The following is an 18,699-nucleotide window of genomic DNA, read 5'->3' as shown; positions in this document are numbered from 1 at the left end:
ATAGGTGATATACTGATATAGTTGTCGACTTGAGAGAGACGATAAAGAGACCTTTGAAAACTGAACAAGACGAACCAATGTGCAGGGCGCTACAACATATGTTGTAGTACTGAACAAAGAAAAAACAATAAATCTGTCAGTGACAGAAATGAGTGAGAACTCAAACTTTTAATGAGAGTTTGATCCTGGCTCAGGACGAACGCTGGCGGCGTGCCTAATACATGCAAGTAGAACGCTGAAGGAGGAGCTTGCTCTTCTGGATGAGTTGCGAACGGGTGAGTAACGCGTAGGTAACCTACCTGGTAGCGGGGGATAACTATTGGAAACGATAGCTAATACCGCATAATATTGACTATTGCATGATAGTCAATTAAAAGGTGCAAATGCACCACTACCAGATGGACCTGCGTTGTATTAGCTAGTTGGTGGGGTAACGGCTCACCAAGGCGACGATACATAGCCGACCTGAGAGGGTGATCGGCCACACTGGGACTGAGACACGGCCCAGACTCCTACGGGAGGCAGCAGTAGGGAATCTTCGGCAATGGACGGAAGTCTGACCGAGCAACGCCGCGTGAGTGAAGAAGGTTTTCGGATCGTAAAGCTCTGTTGTAAGAGAAGAACGAGTGTGAGAGTGGAAAGTTCACACTGTGACGGTATCTTACCAGAAAGGGACGGCTAACTACGTGCCAGCAGCCGCGGTAATACGTAGGTCCCGAGCGTTGTCCGGATTTATTGGGCGTAAAGCGAGCGCAGGCGGTTAGATAAGTCTGAAGTTAAAGGCTGTGGCTTAACCATAGTACGCTTTGGAAACTGTTTAACTTGAGTGCAGAAGGGGAGAGTGGAATTCCATGTGTAGCGGTGAAATGCGTAGATATATGGAGGAACACCGGTGGCGAAAGCGGCTCTCTGGTCTGTAACTGACGCTGAGGCTCGAAAGCGTGGGGAGCAAACAGGATTAGATACCCTGGTAGTCCACGCCGTAAACGATGAGTGCTAGGTGTTGGGTCCTTTCCGGGACTCAGTGCCGCAGCTAACGCATTAAGCACTCCGCCTGGGGAGTACGACCGCAAGGTTGAAACTCAAAGGAATTGACGGGGGCCCGCACAAGCGGTGGAGCATGTGGTTTAATTCGAAGCAACGCGAAGAACCTTACCAGGTCTTGACATCCCGGTGCCCGTCCTAGAGATAGGATTTTGCTTCGGCACACCGGTGACAGGTGGTGCATGGTTGTCGTCAGCTCGTGTCGTGAGATGTTGGGTTAAGTCCCGCAACGAGCGCAACCCTTATTGTTAGTTGCCATCATTTAGTTGGGCACTCTAGCGAGACTGCCGGTAATAAACCGGAGGAAGGTGGGGATGACGTCAAATCATCATGCCCCTTATGACCTGGGCTACACACGTGCTACAATGGCTGGTACAACGAGTCGCAAGTCGGTGACGGCAAGCTAATCTCTTAAAGCCAGTCTCAGTTCGGATTGTAGGCTGCAACTCGCCTACATGAAGTCGGAATCGCTAGTAATCGCGGATCAGCACGCCGCGGTGAATACGTTCCCGGGCCTTGTACACACCGCCCGTCACACCACGAGAGTTTGTAACACCCGAAGTCGGTGAGGTAACCTTTTAGGAGCCAGCCGCCTAAGGTGGGATAGATGATTGGGGTGAAGTCGTAACAAGGTAGCCGTATCGGAAGGTGCGGCTGGATCACCTCCTTTCTAAGGAAAAACGGAAGCCATTGGTCGTCATGTTTAGTTTTGAGAGGTCTTGTGGGGCCTTAGCTCAGCTGGGAGAGCGCCTGCTTTGCACGCAGGAGGTCAGCGGTTCGATCCCGCTAGGCTCCATTAGGATAGTGGAAACTATTCTAAACTTGTCCATTGAAAATTGAATAACTATATCAAATAGTAACAAGAAAATAAACCGAAACGCTGTGAATATTAATGAGATTAAGACTGAAAGGTCAAAAATAAGGTTAAGTTAGTAAGGCGCACGGTGGATGCCTTGGCACTAGGAGCCGATGAAGGACGTGACAAACGACGAAATGCCTCGGGGAGCTGTAAGTAAGCGCAGATCCGGGGATGTCCGAATGGGGGAACCCAACAGGTACTACCTGTTACCCATCTCTGTTAAGGAGATGAGGAGGGAGACGCAGTGAACTGAAACATCTAAGTAGCTGCAGGAAGAGAAAGCAAAAGCGATTGCCTTAGTAGCGGCGAGCGAAACGGCAGGAGGGCAAACCGAAGAGTTTACTCTTCGGGGTTGTAGGACTGCAATGTGGACTCAGATTTTATAGAAGAATGACATGGGAAGGTCAGCCAAAGAGAGTAAGAGCCTCGTATTTTAAATAGAATCTGTACCTAGCAGAATCCTGAGTACGGCGGGACACGCGAAATCCCGTCGGAATCTGGGAGGACCATCTCCCAACCCTAAATACTCCCTAGTGACCGATAGTGAACCAGTACCGTGAGGGAAAGGTGAAAAGTACCCCGGAAGGGGAGTGAAATAGAACCTGAAACCGTGTGCCTACAACAAGTTCGAGCCCGTTAATGGGTGAGAGCGTGCCTTTTGTAGAATGAACCGGCGAGTTACGTTATGATGCGAGGTTAAGTTGAAGAGACGGAGCCGTAGGGAAACCGAGTCTGAATAGGGCGAATTAGTATCATGATGTAGACCCGAAACCATGTGACCTACCCATGAGCAGGTTGAAGGTGCGGTAAAACGCACTGGAGGACCGAACCAGGGCACGTTGAAAAGTGCTTGGATGACTTGTGGGTAGCGGAGAAATTCCAAACGAACTTGGAGATAGCTGGTTCTCTCCGAAATAGCTTTAGGGCTAGCGTCGACATAGAGATTCTTGGAGGTAGAGCACTGTTTGGGTGAGGGGTCCATCCCGGATTACCAATCTCAGATAAACTCCGAATGCCAATGAATTATGGTCGGCAGTCAGACTGCGAGTGCTAAGATCCGTAGTCGAAAGGGAAACAGCCCAGACCACCAGCTAAGGTCCCAAAATAATTGTTAAGTGGAAAAGGATGTGGGGTTGCACAGACAACTAGGATGTTAGCTTAGAAGCAGCTATTCATTCAAAGAGTGCGTAATAGCTCACTAGTCGAGTGACCCTGCGCCGAAAATGTACCGGGGCTAAAACAATTTACCGAAGCTGTGGATACCTTTATAGGTATGGTAGGAGAGCGTTCTATGTGTGGAGAAGGTGTACCGTGAGGAGCGCTGGAACGCATAGAAGTGAGAATGCCGGTATGAGTAGCGAAAGATGGGTGAGAATCCCATCCACCGTAAGACTAAGGTTTCCAGGGGAAGGCTCGTCCGCCCTGGGTTAGTCGGGACCTAAGGAGAGACCGAAAGGTGTATCCGATGGACAACAGGTTGATATTCCTGTACTAGAGTATGAAGTGATGGAGGGACGCAGTAGGCTAACTCGTGCGTACGAATGGATGTACGTCTAAGCAGTGAGGCGTGGTATGAGTCAAATGCTTATACCTGTAACGTTGAGCTGTGATGGGGAGCGAAGTTTAGTAGCGAGTGAGTGATGTCACACTGCCAAGAAAAGCTTCTAGCGTTGTATCATACTCTACCCGTACCGCAAACCGACACAGGTAGTCGAGGCGAGTAGCCTCAGGTGAGCGAGAGAACTCTCGTTAAGGAACTCGGCAAAATGACCCCGTAACTTCGGGAGAAGGGGTGCTGACATAGGTCAGCCGCAGTGAATAGGCCCAAGCAACTGTTTATCAAAAACACAGCTCTCTGCTAAATCGTAAGATGATGTATAGGGGGTGACGCCTGCCCGGTGCTGGAAGGTTAAGAGGAGTGCTTAGCGGAAACGCGAAGGTATGAATTGAAGCCCCAGTAAACGGCGGCCGTACTATAACGGTCCTAAGGTAGCGAAATTCCTTGTCGGGTAAGTTCCGACCCGCACGAAAGGCGTAATGATTTGGGCACTGTCTCAACGAGAGACTCGGTGAAATTTTAGTACCTGTGAAGATGCAGGTTACCCGCGACAGGACGGAAAGACCCCATGGAGCTTTACTGCAGTTTGATATTGAGTGTCTGTGCCACATGTACAGGATAGGTAGGAGCCTATGAGATCGGGACGCCAGTTTCGATGGAGGCGTTGTTGGGATACTACCCTTGTGTTATGGCCACTCTAACCCGGATAGGTGATCCCTATCGGAGACAGTGTCTGACGGGCAGTTTGACTGGGGCGGTCGCCTCCTAAAAGGTAACGGAGGCGCCCAAAGGTTCCCTCAGACTGGTTGGAAATCAGTCGCAGAGTGTAAAGGTATAAGGGAGCTTGACTGCGAGAGCTACAACTCGAGCAGGGACGAAAGTCGGGCTTAGTGATCCGGTGGTTCCGCATGGAAGGGCCATCGCTCAACGGATAAAAGCTACCCTGGGGATAACAGGCTTATCTCCCCCAAGGGTTCACATCGACGGGGAGGTTTGGCACCTCGATGTCGGCTCGTCGCATCCTGGGGCTGTAGTCGGTCCCAAGGGTTGGGCTGTTCGCCCATTAAAGCGGCACGCGAGCTGGGTTCAGAACGTCGTGAGACAGTTCGGTCCCTATCCGTCGCGGGCGTAGGAAATTTGAGAGGATCTGCTCCTAGTACGAGAGGACCAGAGTGGACTTACCGCTGGTGTACCAGTTGTCTCGCCAGAGGCATCGCTGGGTAGCTATGTAGGGAAGGGATAAACGCTGAAAGCATCTAAGTGTGAAACCCACCTCAAGATGAGATTTCCCATAACGCAAGTTAGTAAGAGCCCTGAGAGAAGATCAGGTAGATAGGTTAGGAGTGGAAGTGTGGCGACACATGTAGCGGACTAATACTAATAGCTCGAGGACTTATCCAATTTTCATTGAGCGCAGCTTTTGGCAAGTATTGTGAGCTTTGAGTAGTTATTCAATTTTGAGTTGACAAGGCAATAAGATATTGTAAGTTAATTCAGCAAGTTAAGTGACGATAGCCTAGGAGATACACCTGTACCCATGCCGAACACAGAAGTTAAGCCCTAGAACGCCGGAAGTAGTTGGGGGTTGCCCCCTGTGAGATATGGTAGTCGCTTAGCTATTATCCGCCATAGCTCAGTTGGTAGTAGCGCATGACTGTTAATCATGATGTCGTAGGTTCGAGTCCTACTGGCGGAGTAAATGAGCATATGAGAAAAGAGCACTTAGCTCTTTTTTCTTTCTCTCTATCGATGCTTTTGCATTGTTTTAGAATCAGAGTGTTACTATAGTTGGAGCTTGACTCTTTTCTTTTTTGTGGTATAATTAACCGGTAAAGTTTTAACCGGTTAAGAAAGGAAGCGAAGGATGGGGCATTTAGCAGAGAAAATTAATCATTTTTTGAATGAGGTTATATTGACAGCTGAGAATCAACATGAAATCTTGGTCGGCTCTTGTACGAGCGATGTGCAGCTAACGAACACGCAGGAACATATCTTAATGCTCTTGTCTCAGGAGTCTTTGACGAATTCTGATCTAGCTAAAAGACTGAATGTTAGCCAGGCTGCTGTAACTAAAGCTGTTAAGGCTTTGGTGGAGCAAAAGATGTTGGAAACATTCAAGGATAAGAAGGATGCTCGTGTGACTTTTTACCGATTGACTGATTTGGCACGACCGATTGCGGAAGAGCATCAACATCATCATGTTCATACTTTGGAGACTTACCAGAGATTGGCAGAGCAATTTTCTTCTGATGAGCAAGAAGTGATTGTGAAGTTTTTGGATGGTTTGATTGGAGAAATTGGGAAATGAGATATATCACAGTGGAAAATCTGTCCTTTTACTATGACAAGGAACCTGTGTTGGAGTATATTCATTACTTTTTGGATAGTGGCGAGTTTGTAACCTTGACAGGGGAGAATGGGGCTGCTAAGACGACACTTGTCAAGGCTAGTCTGGGGATTCTGCAGCCTAAGCATGGCGAGGTCAAGATTTCCAAGACCAATGAGAGAGGCAAGAAATTGAGAATTGCTTATCTTCCGCAGCAGATTGCTAGTTTTAATGCAGGTTTTCCTAGCACGGTTTACGAGTTTGTTAAGTCTGGCCGCTATCCGCGCAAGGGTTGGTTTCGACGTTTAAATGAACATGATGAGGAACATATCAAGGCCAGTTTGGAGTCGGTTGGAATGTGGGAACATCGGGACAAGAGGATTGGTTCTCTCTCTGGTGGTCAAAAGCAGCGGGCTGTGATTGCTCGTATGTTTGCTTCGGATCCGGATATTTTTGTCCTAGATGAGCCGACAACAGGGATGGATGCAGGCAGCAAGGATGAATTTTACAAGCTCATGCACCATAGTGCTCACAAGCATGGAAAAGCGGTCTTGATGATTACACACGATCCAGAGGAAGTTCGCAAATATGCTGATCGCAACATTCATCTGGTCCGTAATCAGGACTCACCTTGGCGCTGTTTCAATGTGCATGAAAGCGACAACGGACAGGAGGTGAGTCATGCTTAATCTATTTTCCTATGATTTTATGCAGCGAGCCTTTTTAGCAGTTATTGCCATGAGCCTCTTCTCGCCGATTTTAGGTACTTTCCTTATTTTACGTCGTCAGAGCCTCATGAGTGACACGCTTAGTCACGTTTCACTGGCAGGTGTGGCCTTTGGTTTGGTTCTAGGTTTGTCACCGACCTTCACAACAGTAGTGGTAGTTATAATCGCAGCAGTCTTCTTAGAGTACCTGCGCACAATCTATAAGAATTTCATGGAAATCGGGACGGCCATTCTCATGTCAACTGGATTAGCTATTTCCTTGATTGTTATGAGTAAGGGTAAGAGTTCTAGCTCGATGAGTCTGGACCAGTATCTATTTGGCTCCATTGTGACTATCAGTAGGGAGCAGGTGGTTTCTCTCTTTGTCATTGCTGCTGTGGTGCTTGTCTTGACCTTCCTCTTCATTCGGCCCATGTACATCTTGACCTTTGATGAGGATACGGCCTTCGTGGACGGGCTGCCAGTGCGGACCATGTCTATCCTCTTTAATATTGTGACGGGTGTTGCGATTGCCCTCATGATTCCAGCTGCGGGAGCCTTGCTTGTTTCGACCATCATGGTCTTGCCGGCTAGTATTGCCCTGCGGATTGGGAAAAATTTCAAGTCGGTCATTTTGCTGGCAAATGCCATTGGTTTCTTTGGTATGATTGCTGGACTTTATATTTCTTACTATGCAGAGACGCCAGCTAGTGCCAGCATTACGATTATCTTCGTCAGCTTGTTCTTACTGGTCAATCTGGTCAAAAAATTTATGAAATAGGAGCAGAAAATGAAAAAAATTAGCTTACTATTAGCAGGTTTACTGAGTATTTTCTTAGTAGCTTGTTCCAATCAAAAAAATGCAGATGGCAAGCTCAATATTGTCACAACTTTTTATCCGGTTTACGAGTTTACTAAGCAGGTGGCTGGAGATGAGGCGAGTGTTGAACTTCTAATCGGGGCTGGTACAGAGCCGCATGATTATGAGCCTTCAGCTAAGGCAGTTGCTACCATTCAGGATGCAGATGCCTTTGTCTATGAAAATGAAAACATGGAGACTTGGGTTCCTGATTTGCTAAAAACCTTGAAAAATAAGGAAGAAAAGGTTATCAAAGCGACTGGAAATATGCTTTTGCTGCCTGGTGGTGAAGAGGAAGAAGATCACGACCATGGTGAAGGGGGGCATCATCATGAATACGACCCCCATGTTTGGCTGTCTCCGAAGCGAGCTATTAAAATGGTGGAGCACATTCGAGATAGTCTGAGCAAGGTCTATCCTGACAAGAAAGCTGCCTTTGAGAAAAATGCAGCGGCTTATATCAAGAAGCTAGAGGCTTTGGACAAAGAATTTGAAGCTGGTTTGGCCAACGCTAAGCAAAAGAGCTTCGTCACTCAGCACGCTGCCTTTAACTATCTGGCATTGGACTATGGCTTGAAGCAGGTGCCAATTTCTGGACTTTCACCAGACAGTGAGCCATCCGCTTCACGCTTGGCTGAATTGACCGAGTACATCAAGAAAAATAAAATCAAGTATATTTACTTTGAAGAGAATGCCTCTCAGGCTCTGGCTTCTACTCTGGCTAAGGAAACAGGAGTAGAACTTGATGTCTTGAATCCTCTGGAAAGCTTGACCGAGGAGCAGACCAAGGATGGGGCAGACTATGTTTCTATCATGCAGGCCAATCTAAAGGCTCTTAAGAAGACAACTGACCAAGAGGGAGCGGAGATTGCAGCTGAGAAAGAAGAAGACGATAAGACAGTCCAAAACGGCTACTTTGAAGACAGTGCCGTCAAGGATCGTACTTTGTCTGACTATGCTGGTGAGTGGCAGTCTGTTTACCCTTATCTGAAAGATGGCACCTTGGACCAGGTCTTTGACTACAAGGCTAAGCTGACTGGCAAAATGACGGCAGCTGAATACAAGGACTACTATGACAAGGGCTACAAGACAGATGTTTCCAATATCAATATCACAGACAAGACCATGGAATTTGTGGTAGATGGAAAATCCAAGAAATATACTTATAAATACGTTGGTAAGCACACTCTGACCTACTCTAAGGGAAATCGAGGAGTACGCTTTATGTTTGAAGCGACAGATGCGGATGCAGGCCAGTACAAGTATGTTCAGTTTAGCGACCATAATATTGCACCGACTAAGGCGGCTCATTTCCATATCTTCTATGGTGGCGAAAGCCAGGAAGCACTCTTTAATGAGCTGGAAAACTGGCCTACCTACTATCCAAGTAAGTTGACCGGTCAAGAAATTGCCCAAGAGATGTTGGCGCACTAATAGAATAAAGTAAGAAGACGGGACTATCCCGCCTTCTTTTTTGTATATCAGGAAATGACAATAAAAATACTTGACAAATTGCGATTACAAATGTAAACTAATAAAGAGTTGGATTACAAATGTAAATGATAAGGGAGTGTTAAACAATGGAACAGCAAAATATTAGCCAAGCAGAATGGCAAGTGATGCGTGTGTTGTGGGCCTATCCACACAGTCGCAGTACAGAGATTATAGCTCGTTTGGAAGCTGATTTTTCCTGGAAGCCGGCAACCATCAAGACTCTTTTGAATCGTCTGAAGACAAAAGAATTTATCGCTATGGAAAAGATAGAGGGCAAGTTTTACTACGATGCTCGGATTTTAGAAGAGGATCATCTGGAAAGTACTTGGCAGGCGCTTTTTGACAATATCTGTAATACTAAACACGGAGATCTTTTGATTTCGATGATTGAGAGAAGTCAGTTCAGTCAAAGGGACTTGGAGCGGCTCAGCCAAGTCATTGATAAGAAAAGAGCTTCGGCTCCGCTGGAAATTAAATGCCACTGTCCGCAAGGTCAGTGTCGGTGCGGGCACGGAAAGGAGACGCATTGATGAGTGAGAAAAAAGAATACAAGCTATCAGGAATGACCTGTGCATCTTGTGCTATGACGGTAGAGATGGCGGTCAAAGATTTAGAAACGGTTGAGGATGTCAGTGTCAATCTGGCGACAGAACGCCTCAGTTTGGTTCCTAAGGAGGGATTTGACAGCCAGCAAGTATTAGATGCAGTAGCTGAGGCTGGTTATCAGGCAGAAGAAAAAGGAAAAGATAGACCGTCCGATGTGAACGAAGAGGCTGCAATTAAAGCGCAGGAATTGCGAAAAAAGAAACAAGAACTATTGATTCTTTTGGTTACGACACTGCCCTTACTTTATATTTCTATGGGAAGTATGATTGGTCTTCCTCTGCCTAGCTTCTTGGACCATATGGCGCACCCTTTGGTCTTCGTTCTGTCACAACTTCTTTTGACTCTGCCTACTGTGTGGATTGGGCGCGGCTTCTATCAGAGAGGATTTCGCAATCTTATCAAGCGCCATCCCAATATGGATAGTTTGATTGCGGTGGGGACCAGCGCAGCATTTTTCTACAGTCTCTACTCGGTTAGTCAGGTTTTTCTAGGTCATCATGCCTTTGTTCATCAGCTTTATTTTGAGTCTGTTGCAGTGATTATTACCTTGGTTCTTCTGGGTAAATATCTGGAGAGTTCAGCCAAGGGTCGAACTTCTCAGGCAATTCAGTCTCTGCTTGAGCTAGTGCCTAGTCAGGCGACAGTGATTCGCTATGGTGAGGCTGTGACCATTGATACAGAGGATATTCGAGTTGGAGACATTATCCGTATCAAGCCAGGAGAGCGTATGCCGGTAGATGGCTTTGTGACGGAGGGGCAGACCTTTGTGGATGAGTCCATGATGACTGGTGAGAGCGTCCCGATTGAAAAGAAGGTCGGTGATACCATTACCAGTGCAACAATCAATCAAAATGGTAGTATTGACTACCAAGCAACTAGGGTGGGTTCGGATACGACCTTAGCTCAGATTGTTAGATTGGTGGAAGAAGCCCAGGGGTCTAAGGCTCCGATAGCGGCTTTGGCTGATAAGATTTCGCTTTATTTTGTCCCAATCGTGCTAAGCTTGGCTACTTTGTCTGCGCTGGGCTGGTATTTTCTAGCTGGTGAGAGTCTTAGCTTTTCCCTGTCAATCTTTATCGCAGTTCTGGTCATTGCCTGCCCTTGTGCGCTGGGGTTAGCAACTCCGACAGCCATCATGGTTGGGACTGGTAAAGGGGCTGAAAATGGAATTCTGATTAAGTCTGGTCAAGCTTTGGAAGCGGCTTATCAGCTGGATACTATTGTTCTGGATAAGACGGGGACGATTACGGTTGGTAAGCCTAGCCTGACGGATTTATTGCCTTTGAGTGATTTTAATCGCTCTGACTTGTTGCGGCTAATAGCCAGTGCTGAGCAGCATTCTGAACATCCTTTGGCTCAGGCTATCTTAGAAGCTGCTAAAGAGGAGGGACTTGACTTGCTGCCTGTCAGTCATTTTGAGGCCGTAATTGGACGAGGTTTGTCAGCTCAGATTGAGGGCAGACAGCTTCTGGTGGGAAATGAGTCATTGATGAAAGACAAGAACATTGACAGCAGTGTCTTTCAAGAACAGTTGTTGGAGCTTTCCCAAGAAGGGAAGACAGCCATGTTTGTCGCAGTAGATGGACAGCTAGCTGGTATTTTAGCGGTAGCAGATGAGATGAAGTCTAGCAGCCTGAAGGCAGTGCAGGAGCTCCAGTCTATGGGGCTGGAAGTCATCATGCTGACAGGAGATCGTGAGGAAACAGCAACAGCTATTGCCCAGAAAGCTGGCATCCAAAAAGTTATCGCAGGTGTATTGCCAGATGGTAAGGCCGCTGCTATCAAGGACTTGCAGGAAGCTGGCAAAAAACTAGCCATGGTCGGAGACGGTATCAATGATGCACCAGCTCTGGTACAGGCAGATGTTGGAATTGCCATCGGATCAGGCGCTGATGTAGCTATTGAGTCCGCAGATGTAGTGCTCATGCATAGTGATTTGCAGGATGTAGTCAAGGCTATCAAGCTCAGCCAGGCGACCATCCGCAATATCAAAGAAAATCTCTTCTGGGCTTTTGCCTACAATACACTAGGCATCCCGATTGCTATGGGTCTGCTGCATCTTTTTGGCGGCCCCTTGCTCAATCCTATGTTGGCTGGTCTGGCCATGAGCTTAAGCTCAGTGTCAGTTGTGGCCAATGCTCTGCGTCTAGGACGCTTTAAATTTTAAAATGAAGGAATATACGGAGGAATAAATCTATGAAACAAACAGTTCAATTAGAAAACTTATCTTGTCAAAACTGTGTTAAACACGTTACCCAGCACTTCCTATCTATGGAGGGAGTGTCAGATGTGACAGTAGATCTGGACAAGAAGACAGCAGAGATTATTGCGGATAGATCCTTGAGTGCAGAGGATTATCAGGCGGCTTTGAGCAAAACCATCTATAAGGTCTTAGCGGTGCAGGATAGCTGAGCTAACTTGTAAAATAGGCTGAAAAAGTCTATAATATTAGTAATCATTTATTGGATAAGGAGAAAGCCATGAAGCAGAAAATAGTCTATCCTTTGTTATGTTGCTTAGCACTATCGACTTTGGCAGCCTGCTCTAGTAAGGCAGTTAATTCTACTCAGACAAGTTCGAGTACTACTCAGGGATCTTCTCAAGTAGCTTCCAGCCAGAAGGTTACAGAGTCGTCGTCTTCTTCTGCTGCAAGCAGTCAAAGCTCAGCAGAAGCTAGTTCGGAAAAGACGCAAGAGGAGAAAAAAGCAATGGATATTTCGGCCTTGGCCAATGGAGACTACTCTAGTGTGAAAGGAACCTGGCAAAATGCTGCTGGTCATCAGCTGGTGTTCAATGACAAAGGGTTGGTTTCCGATAGCTATGAGCTGTACGGAGCATCTCTGACAGACTATGGCACTGCTTCTGGCGGTGTATACGGCGGTGAAAGTGGTGGTTTCTTGCTAGAGTTCATTCCAAAAGGTGTCAAGCTTGCGAATAAAGAAAATTTCCAAGATAGCTCAGATGCCAGCCAAGATCGTCTGTGGACGGGAGTTGGGATGAATAGCTTTGATGAACAAGGTCAATTTTATTATCGTGTTACTAACTAGTCGTGTAGGATAGAAATTTTCTATCCTATTTTTTGTTTTAAAAGAGTAGTTAGTTAAAATATGATAAAAAATTGTGCAAACGTTTGAATAAATGCTTGAAATAATAATTAAAAAAGGATATAATATTTTTATGAAAGCGCTTTGAAATTTTTAGGGGTTTCAAAGGCAACTATTTTCACATAAAGTAAAGGGGAACTTATGGTTGAGTTAAATCTGAAAAATATTTATAAGAAGTATCCAAATAGTGAGCACTATTCTGTTGAAGACTTTAATTTGGACATTAAGGACAAGGAATTTATCGTTTTCGTCGGTCCATCAGGATGCGGGAAATCCACAACGTTGCGTATGATTGCAGGTCTTGAGGATATCACAGAAGGAACAGCGTCAATCGACGGTAAAGTGGTCAATGATGTGGCACCGAAAGACCGCGATATCGCTATGGTCTTCCAGAACTATGCCCTCTATCCACACATGACAGTCTACGACAACATGGCTTTCGGGCTCAAACTGCGCAAGTATAGCAAGGAAGATATCGATAAACGGGTGCAAGAAGCAGCTGAAATTCTTGGTTTGAAAGAATTCTTGGATCGCAAGCCAGCGGACTTGTCAGGTGGTCAACGTCAGCGTGTTGCTATGGGTCGTGCCATCGTGCGTGATGCAAAGGTTTTCCTAATGGACGAGCCTTTGTCAAACTTGGATGCGAAGCTGCGTGTTTCCATGCGTGCTGAGATTGCCAAAATCCACCGCCGTATCGGAGCAACAACCATTTACGTTACCCACGACCAGACAGAAGCGATGACGCTTGCAGACCGGATTGTTATCATGTCAGCGACCAAGAACCCTGCTGGAACTGGAACGATTGGTCGAGTAGAGCAGATCGGTAGTCCACAGGAAGTCTACAGAAATCCAGTCAACAAGTTTGTGGCGGGATTCATTGGCAGCCCAGCGATGAACTTTATCACTGTGACACTTGAGGGGAATGAAATCGTTGCCGATGGCTTGCGTTTGACAGTGCCAGAAGGAACGCTGAAAGTTCTGCGTGAGAAGGGTTATGACGGCAAGAAATTGATCTTCGGTATTCGTCCAGAAGACATCAATACAGAACCTGCCTTCTTAGAGACCTTCCCAGATTCTGTGGTTCATGCGACCATCTCTGTCTCTGAGCTTTTGGGTTCTGAGTCTCACCTTTACTGCCAAGTTGGTGATAGCGAGTTTATCGCACGGGTAGATGCTCGTGACTACTCAGAAACAGGTGCAGGTATTGACCTTGGTTTTGACCTGAACAAGGCGCATTTCTTTGATTTCGAAACAGAGAAAACAGTTTATTAAAATATGAGTTATAAAAAAGATAGTCAGCAAGCCAAACGGAATGCATTTGGTCTGCGGACTATCTTTTCTTTATTTTGCTTTTCCGATAAGAATGGTAGCGGCAATAGTTACTTGGGTGAGGTCAGTCCAGTCGATCTGGTCTTGCTCAACGTGAAAGAGGAGTGGTGTCATCGCTAAAAGAGCGGCTCTACTTTCGGCAGTCAAGGAGTGGCTAGACTCAACATTGATTTCAGAGATTATATCGAAGTGCTCTCGGAAATGCTGGATGACTTCTTGGTTAGAGTAATCCTTGTTGCTGAGCTGTCTAGCGGCTTTTTGGCGAATTTCTTGAAGATGGCGCTCGGTGGGGATGACCTTGATGAGGAGGGCATTGTCAGACATGACTCGCCGAAATTCCTGATAATTGGCTGGAGAAAAGATGTCTAAAATGATGTCCATGCTGGCATCTTGTAGCGGTAGCTTGGCCAAATCACCGACGAACCAATTGACTGCGAAACTGCTGTCGCTCTTGGCCGCCAACTGAATGGAATCTTTTGAAATATCGAAAGCATAGAAGGTTTTTTGGGGATGGGTTTCTTGGAGTTTACGAGAGTAGAAGCCCTCACCGCATCCAATATCTAAGACTGTTTTAGCAGATTCTGAGCTTGCAAGCAAGTTTGAGACAGCCTCTAAGATAGCTTGGTAGAATCCTGCTTCTAAGATCAACTGCCGATTTTGAAAACTGGCCTTATCGTAGTCTTTGGGCTGCTTGATTTGAGGTGCTAGATTTACATAGCCAAACTTAGCCAAGTCATAAGAATGCCGATGTTGGCATTTAAGGCTGCTATCCATCAGCTGCAGCTCTTCCTTGCAGATGGGACAGGCAAAAGCGGTCGCTGTGGCAAAACGCTGGAGTTTGGGTTTGAGGTTTGTATTCATAGTTTAAGTGTATCAAAAGAGACAAGTGAAAGCAACTTTAGGAGTAAGTAGATGGGAGATTCAGTAGAAATAAAACTAATTCTCCAATTTATAAAATGAAATTGCTTTTATATCTAAATTTCTATATAATAATGATAAGGAGGAAATAAGTATGTTAAAAGAAGTATTAACCGTTGCAAAAGTTGCGAAAAAATCTTCACTATTTTTGGGTGGTGTCGCATTTGGTACCCTTGGCTTGAAAATCTTAGCAAGTAAGGAAGCTAAAAAAGGTTATTCTAAAGCTTTGGCTAAGGCTTACAAGTTGAAAGACGGGCTAGATGCATCTGTTTCTGTTGTGAAACAACATGGAGACGATGTCTTGCAAGATGCCAAATATTTGTACGAGCAAGAGAAAAAAGAAGAGCAATTAGATAGCCTTATAGGGGAATAATATGTCTTTTAAAGTGCTACATAGAGGATACCAACATATCCGACTATCATCTTCTTTTTCACTCACCTTGGATATTCAAGACTATCTTCGTTCCTTGGCGAGAGATGAAAAGGGGATTGAGTCCATCCAGTTTTACATGGATCAACAGCACTTTACTCTACGTATAAAAGAAGGCTTCTCTGTATTAGACAATGCAGAAGCCTTTTTAAAAAGAATTGATAAAGGGAAAGTTTCTGAGTTGATGACTCTTCCCATTCGTAGAGAAGAGAGTGCTTATTCTATTGTTTCAGGTGCAGCGATTAAGCGTATACTTTTTCGTAGTTTTGTGCCGTATCCTATTCGCTATATATGGAATTGTTATCAGGCTTTTGGCTATATTAGAGAAGCTTATCAAACACTAGCGCGCAAGGAACTAACGATGGAGGTCCTGGACTGTTCGGCGATTTTATTGTCCTTGTTTATGAACCAATCTAAGACGGCTAGCAATATCATGTTTATGCTTGATTTGGGGAATCATTTAGATCAGTGGTCCTTGAAAAAAACTGCAACAGATTTAGAACAAAGCCTTCTTGCAAAAGAGAGCGATGTATTTCTAGTACAGGGGGATACGGTTGTTAGTATCAAGAGTTCCGATGTTCAAATAGGAGATGTCTTGGTCCTATCTCAAGGAAATGAAATTCTGTTTGATGGACAAGTAGTTTCAGGTTTAGGTATGGTCAACGAAAGCTCCTTGACAGGAGAGAGTTTTCCAGTTGAAAAAAGAGAGTCTGATTTGGTTTGTGCAAATACAGTATTAGAAACTGGAGAGTTACGCATTCGTGTAACCGATAATCAGATGAACAGCCGTATTTTACAGCTAATTGAGTTGATGAAGAAATCTGAAGAAAACAAGAAAACGAAACAACGCTATTTCATCAAGATGGCGGATAAGGTCGTCAAATATAATTTCTTGGGTGCTGGTCTGACTTACCTATTAACAGGTTCTTTTTCTAAGGCTATTTCTTTCTTATTGGTCGATTTCTCCTGCGCTTTGAAAATCTCTACTCCTGTAGCTTATTTAACGGCTATCAAGGAGGGTTTGAATCGTGAAATGGTGATTAAGGATGGGGATGTTCTGGAGAAATATCTGGAAGTCGATACCTTCTTATTTGATAAGACGGGGACAATCACAACTAGCTATCCTATAGTTGAAAAGGTGTTACCTTTTGGAGACTATAGTGAGGAAGATATTCTCAGAATCAGTGCCTGTCTTGAGGAGCACATCTATCATCCTATCGCTAATGCCATTGTCAAGCAAGCTGAGATAGAGGGAATTGAACATGAGGAAATGCATGGGAAACTCCAATATATTGCAAGCAAGGGAATTAAGTCCCATATTGATGGTGAATCGGTTGTCATCGGAAATTTTGTCCTGATGCAAGACGAGCAAATCAATATTAGTCCTGAACAAAATGCCCTGATCGAAGAATATAAGAATCACTACAATCTACTGTTCTTGGGCTATCGCAATGATCTTATTGGGATGTTCTGTATCCATACTCCTTTGAGAAAAGAAGCAAAAGTTGCCTTAGAAAAGCTCAAAGCTCAAGGAAAGAAACTGATTTTAGCAACAGGTGATACCTTGGTTAGAACGGAAGAACTTGTAAAAGATTTGCCGTTTGATCAAGTTTATACAGATTTGAAACCTGATGGAAAATTTGAATTGGTGCAGGAGTTACAGCAATCTGGTCATGCTGTCTTAATGGTCGGAGACGGCCTGAATGACTCGGCAGCTCTAACCCTTGCGGATATTGGTGTTGTGATGAATGAAAGTGCAGATATTTCTAAGCAAATGAGCGATATATTATTATTAGATAATCGCTTGGATTTTTTTGAAGAATTAGACTCTCTTTCATCGTCTTTGCAAAAACTGATTCAGAAGAATATCCAAGAAACTATCGTCGTAAACAGTAGTTTGATTGGCTTTGGTTTATTTAACTGGCTTAGTCCTTCCAATCTTTCTATCTTACATAACCTCACAACTTTGCGAATTGTACTTCGTAGTCTTTCTGTTAAGAATAGATATGTAAGAAGATTTTAATCAACCATAAGCAAAAGGAGTTATCTCAGGGAAGAGTAACTCCTTTTGTTTGTGTGGATAAGTTTTGAATGTTTTAGTATGTAAGGACGAAGTATTTCTTCTTACCACGGCGGATAACGGTGAGTTCGTTCTCTAACTTGTCTGCGTCACCCAAAACATAGTCCAGGTCTTGGATGCGGTCGCCATTGACATAGATGGCTCCATTTTGTACATCTTCTCGGGCTTGGCGTTTTGAGTTGACCACACCAGATGACACGAGGATTTCCACGATGTTAAGGTTTTCGTCGGCTTGTACCTGATAATTTGGCACGCCACGAAGTCCTTGTTTGAGTTCTTTGACAGAAAGGTTTTTGATATTTCCAGCAAAGAGTTGCTCGGTAATGTTAAGGGCTTCTTTGTAGGCTTCTTCGCCATGGACAAGAGTTACAACTTCACGAGCGAGGATTTTTTGAGCCAAGCGTTCGTGTGGAGCTGCTTCAAACTGTTTGCGAATGTCTTCAATCTCATCGAGTGACAAGAAAGTAAAGATCTTCAAGAAGCGAATAGCGTCAGCATCCATGACATTCATCCAGAATTGGTACATTTCGTATGGAGAAGTCTTTTCAGGATTGAGCCAGACTGCGTTGCCTTCTGACTTACCAAATTTCTTACCAGTTGCATCAGTGATAAGTGGAACAGTGATAACGTGGCCAGTCTTGTCAGCTTTACGACGAAGCAATTCTGTACCGGCAGTCATATTTCCCCACTGGTCAGAACCACCGATTTGCAGCGTTACGTTATGTTCTTTGTTAAGGACAAAGAAGTCGTAACCTTGCATGATTTGGTAAGCAAACTCTGTATAAGAAATCCCTGTTTCAATCCGTTTTTTCACGGATTCTTTGCTCATCATGTAGTTGACAGTGAAGTATTTACCAACATCACGGAGGAAGTCAATGAAGCTGATGCTGCCAAACCAGTCGTAGTTGTTGACCATGACAGCTTTGTTTTCGCCATTTTCAAAGTCAAGAAAGCGTGACAGTTGGCCTTGGATAGACTGAACCCAGCCATCAACGGTTTCCTTGGTTTGCAGGCTACGCTCCGCATCTTTAAAGGATGGGTCACCAATCAAACCTGTTGCACCACCGACGAGGGCGTAAGGTTTGTGACCAGCTAACTGTAAGCGGCGGCTGGTCAAAATAGCTACCAAGTGACCTAAGTGCAGACTGTCTGCTGTTGGATCATAGCCAGTATAATAAGAGACCTGCCCTTCTTCTAAGGCTTTACGCAAAGCTTCTTCATCAGTCGTTTGAAAAATCAAACCACGCTCTTGCAGCTCATCAAAAATGTGCATAGTTGTCTCTCCTTTTCTAAGATAGCAAAGGATTTTGCCCTTGCTCAAGTATTTTTTTGTTTTATCCCTCTATTGTATCACAAACCCGACAAATAGCAATGAGTAGCCAGAA

13 protein-coding genes, 2 tRNA genes and 3 rRNA genes are annotated in these 18,699 nt (G+C 45.0%); 16 read left to right on the top strand and 2 right to left on the bottom strand.

Annotated elements, in window-relative coordinates; genetic code table 11:
• The first annotated feature begins 167 nt into the window (after positions 1 to 167).
• From HMPREF9960_RS08865 to HMPREF9960_RS08800, 14 genes are all read left to right on the top strand, one after another.
• Positions 168 to 1,714: ribosomal RNA gene (locus tag HMPREF9960_RS08865) — 16S ribosomal RNA — on the top strand.
• 53 nt (positions 1,715 to 1,767) lie between these two features.
• Positions 1,768 to 1,840, top strand: a tRNA-Ala gene (locus tag HMPREF9960_RS08860).
• 126 nt (positions 1,841 to 1,966) lie between these two features.
• A 23S ribosomal RNA gene (locus tag HMPREF9960_RS08855) occupies positions 1,967 to 4,862 on the top strand.
• A 100-nt stretch (positions 4,863 to 4,962) separates the two neighbouring features.
• Positions 4,963 to 5,078: ribosomal RNA gene (gene rrf, locus HMPREF9960_RS08850) — 5S ribosomal RNA — on the top strand.
• Together the 16S, 23S and 5S rRNA genes with 2 tRNA genes alongside form the textbook arrangement of a ribosomal RNA operon.
• A gap of 5 nt (positions 5,079 to 5,083) precedes the next feature.
• A tRNA-Asn gene (locus HMPREF9960_RS08845) sits at positions 5,084 to 5,157 on the top strand.
• A gap of 168 nt (positions 5,158 to 5,325) precedes the next feature.
• Positions 5,326 to 5,769: a zinc-dependent MarR family transcriptional regulator gene (locus HMPREF9960_RS08840; RefSeq protein ID WP_005591284.1), complete on the top strand. Its 444-nt coding sequence runs from the start codon at positions 5,326 to 5,328 to the stop codon at positions 5,767 to 5,769.
• Positions 5,766 to 6,476, top strand: a complete 711-nt coding sequence (locus HMPREF9960_RS08835; protein ID WP_005591283.1) for a metal ABC transporter ATP-binding protein — start codon at positions 5,766 to 5,768, stop codon at positions 6,474 to 6,476. The genes HMPREF9960_RS08840 and HMPREF9960_RS08835 overlap by 4 nt, the downstream gene beginning before the upstream one ends.
• Positions 6,469 to 7,275, top strand: coding sequence for a metal ABC transporter permease (locus tag HMPREF9960_RS08830; RefSeq protein WP_005591282.1), 807 nt, complete (start codon positions 6,469 to 6,471; stop codon positions 7,273 to 7,275). The genes HMPREF9960_RS08835 and HMPREF9960_RS08830 overlap by 8 nt, the downstream gene beginning before the upstream one ends.
• Before the next feature lie 9 nt (positions 7,276 to 7,284).
• Positions 7,285 to 8,787, top strand: a complete 1,503-nt coding sequence (locus HMPREF9960_RS08825) for a zinc ABC transporter substrate-binding protein AdcA (RefSeq protein ID WP_005591281.1) — start codon at positions 7,285 to 7,287, stop codon at positions 8,785 to 8,787.
• 146 nt (positions 8,788 to 8,933) lie between these two features.
• A complete protein-coding gene (locus tag HMPREF9960_RS08820; RefSeq protein ID WP_002923005.1) occupies positions 8,934 to 9,377 on the top strand; it encodes a CopY/TcrY family copper transport repressor in 444 nt (147 codons plus the stop codon).
• Positions 9,377 to 11,620 (top strand): heavy metal translocating P-type ATPase, encoded by a 2,244-nt coding sequence (locus HMPREF9960_RS08815; protein ID WP_005591280.1) that lies wholly within the window; start codon positions 9,377 to 9,379, stop codon positions 11,618 to 11,620. Before HMPREF9960_RS08820 ends, HMPREF9960_RS08815 begins: the two co-directional genes overlap by 1 nt.
• A 29-nt stretch (positions 11,621 to 11,649) precedes the next feature.
• Positions 11,650 to 11,865, top strand: coding sequence for a heavy-metal-associated domain-containing protein (locus tag HMPREF9960_RS08810; RefSeq protein WP_005591279.1), 216 nt, complete (start codon positions 11,650 to 11,652; stop codon positions 11,863 to 11,865).
• A gap of 68 nt (positions 11,866 to 11,933) precedes the next feature.
• A complete protein-coding gene (locus HMPREF9960_RS08805) occupies positions 11,934 to 12,500 on the top strand; it encodes a DUF6287 domain-containing protein (RefSeq protein WP_005592462.1) in 567 nt (188 codons plus the stop codon).
• A 198-nt stretch (positions 12,501 to 12,698) separates the two neighbouring features.
• The gene (locus tag HMPREF9960_RS08800) at positions 12,699 to 13,829 is read left to right on the top strand and encodes an ABC transporter ATP-binding protein (RefSeq protein WP_005591277.1); all 1,131 of its coding nucleotides are present in this window, start codon (positions 12,699 to 12,701) and stop codon (positions 13,827 to 13,829) included.
• A 69-nt stretch (positions 13,830 to 13,898) separates the two neighbouring features.
• Here the strand turns inward: HMPREF9960_RS08800 and HMPREF9960_RS08795 are convergent, their stop codons facing one another.
• Positions 13,899 to 14,747: a methyltransferase domain-containing protein gene (locus tag HMPREF9960_RS08795; protein WP_005591276.1), complete on the bottom strand. Its 849-nt coding sequence runs from the start codon at positions 14,745 to 14,747 to the stop codon at positions 13,899 to 13,901.
• 151 nt (positions 14,748 to 14,898) lie between these two features.
• Here HMPREF9960_RS08795 and HMPREF9960_RS08790 point away from each other — a divergent pair, with 151 nt between their 5' ends.
• Positions 14,899 to 15,177: a DUF6110 family protein gene (locus HMPREF9960_RS08790; RefSeq protein WP_000910910.1), complete on the top strand. Its 279-nt coding sequence runs from the start codon at positions 14,899 to 14,901 to the stop codon at positions 15,175 to 15,177.
• Position 15,178: 1 nt separating this feature from the next.
• Positions 15,179 to 17,257: a heavy metal translocating P-type ATPase gene (locus HMPREF9960_RS08785; RefSeq protein WP_005591275.1), complete on the top strand. Its 2,079-nt coding sequence runs from the start codon at positions 15,179 to 15,181 to the stop codon at positions 17,255 to 17,257.
• Between the two features lie 73 nt (positions 17,258 to 17,330).
• On the opposite strand, the gene tyrS is transcribed toward HMPREF9960_RS08785, so the two are convergent.
• Positions 17,331 to 18,587 (bottom strand): tyrosine--tRNA ligase, encoded by a 1,257-nt coding sequence (gene tyrS / locus HMPREF9960_RS08780; RefSeq protein WP_005591274.1) that lies wholly within the window; start codon positions 18,585 to 18,587, stop codon positions 17,331 to 17,333.
• Positions 18,588 to 18,699: the final 112 nt, after the last annotated feature.

Origin of the sequence: Streptococcus cristatus ATCC 51100 (assembly GCF_000222765.1) — a bacterium.
Classification (GTDB): domain Bacteria; phylum Bacillota; class Bacilli; order Lactobacillales; family Streptococcaceae; genus Streptococcus; species Streptococcus cristatus.
The sequence above is the reverse complement of the archived record's forward strand: the minus strand, read 5'-3'. Positions and strand labels throughout refer to the sequence as shown.

What these genes read in the sequence shown, in the direction of transcription:
- HMPREF9960_RS08835 (WP_005591283.1), top strand. Translation starts at nt 5,766, where the DNA reads ATGAGATATATCACAGTGGAAAATCTGTCCTTTTACTATGACAAGGAA.
- HMPREF9960_RS08825 (WP_005591281.1), top strand. Translation starts at nt 7,285, where the DNA reads ATGAAAAAAATTAGCTTACTATTAGCAGGTTTACTGAGTATTTTCTTA.
- HMPREF9960_RS08795 (WP_005591276.1), bottom strand. Translation starts at nt 14,747, where the DNA reads ATGAATACAAACCTCAAACCCAAACTCCAGCGTTTTGCCACAGCGACC.
- HMPREF9960_RS08815 (WP_005591280.1), top strand. Translation starts at nt 9,377, where the DNA reads ATGAGTGAGAAAAAAGAATACAAGCTATCAGGAATGACCTGTGCATCT.
- HMPREF9960_RS08820 (WP_002923005.1), top strand. Translation starts at nt 8,934, where the DNA reads ATGGAACAGCAAAATATTAGCCAAGCAGAATGGCAAGTGATGCGTGTG.
- HMPREF9960_RS08805 (WP_005592462.1), top strand. Translation starts at nt 11,934, where the DNA reads ATGAAGCAGAAAATAGTCTATCCTTTGTTATGTTGCTTAGCACTATCG.
- HMPREF9960_RS08785 (WP_005591275.1), top strand. Translation starts at nt 15,179, where the DNA reads ATGTCTTTTAAAGTGCTACATAGAGGATACCAACATATCCGACTATCA.
- HMPREF9960_RS08840 (WP_005591284.1), top strand. Translation starts at nt 5,326, where the DNA reads ATGGGGCATTTAGCAGAGAAAATTAATCATTTTTTGAATGAGGTTATA.
- HMPREF9960_RS08790 (WP_000910910.1), top strand. Translation starts at nt 14,899, where the DNA reads ATGTTAAAAGAAGTATTAACCGTTGCAAAAGTTGCGAAAAAATCTTCA.
- HMPREF9960_RS08800 (WP_005591277.1), top strand. Translation starts at nt 12,699, where the DNA reads ATGGTTGAGTTAAATCTGAAAAATATTTATAAGAAGTATCCAAATAGT.
- HMPREF9960_RS08810 (WP_005591279.1), top strand. Translation starts at nt 11,650, where the DNA reads ATGAAACAAACAGTTCAATTAGAAAACTTATCTTGTCAAAACTGTGTT.
- HMPREF9960_RS08830 (WP_005591282.1), top strand. Translation starts at nt 6,469, where the DNA reads ATGCTTAATCTATTTTCCTATGATTTTATGCAGCGAGCCTTTTTAGCA.
- tyrS (WP_005591274.1), bottom strand. Translation starts at nt 18,587, where the DNA reads ATGCACATTTTTGATGAGCTGCAAGAGCGTGGTTTGATTTTTCAAACG.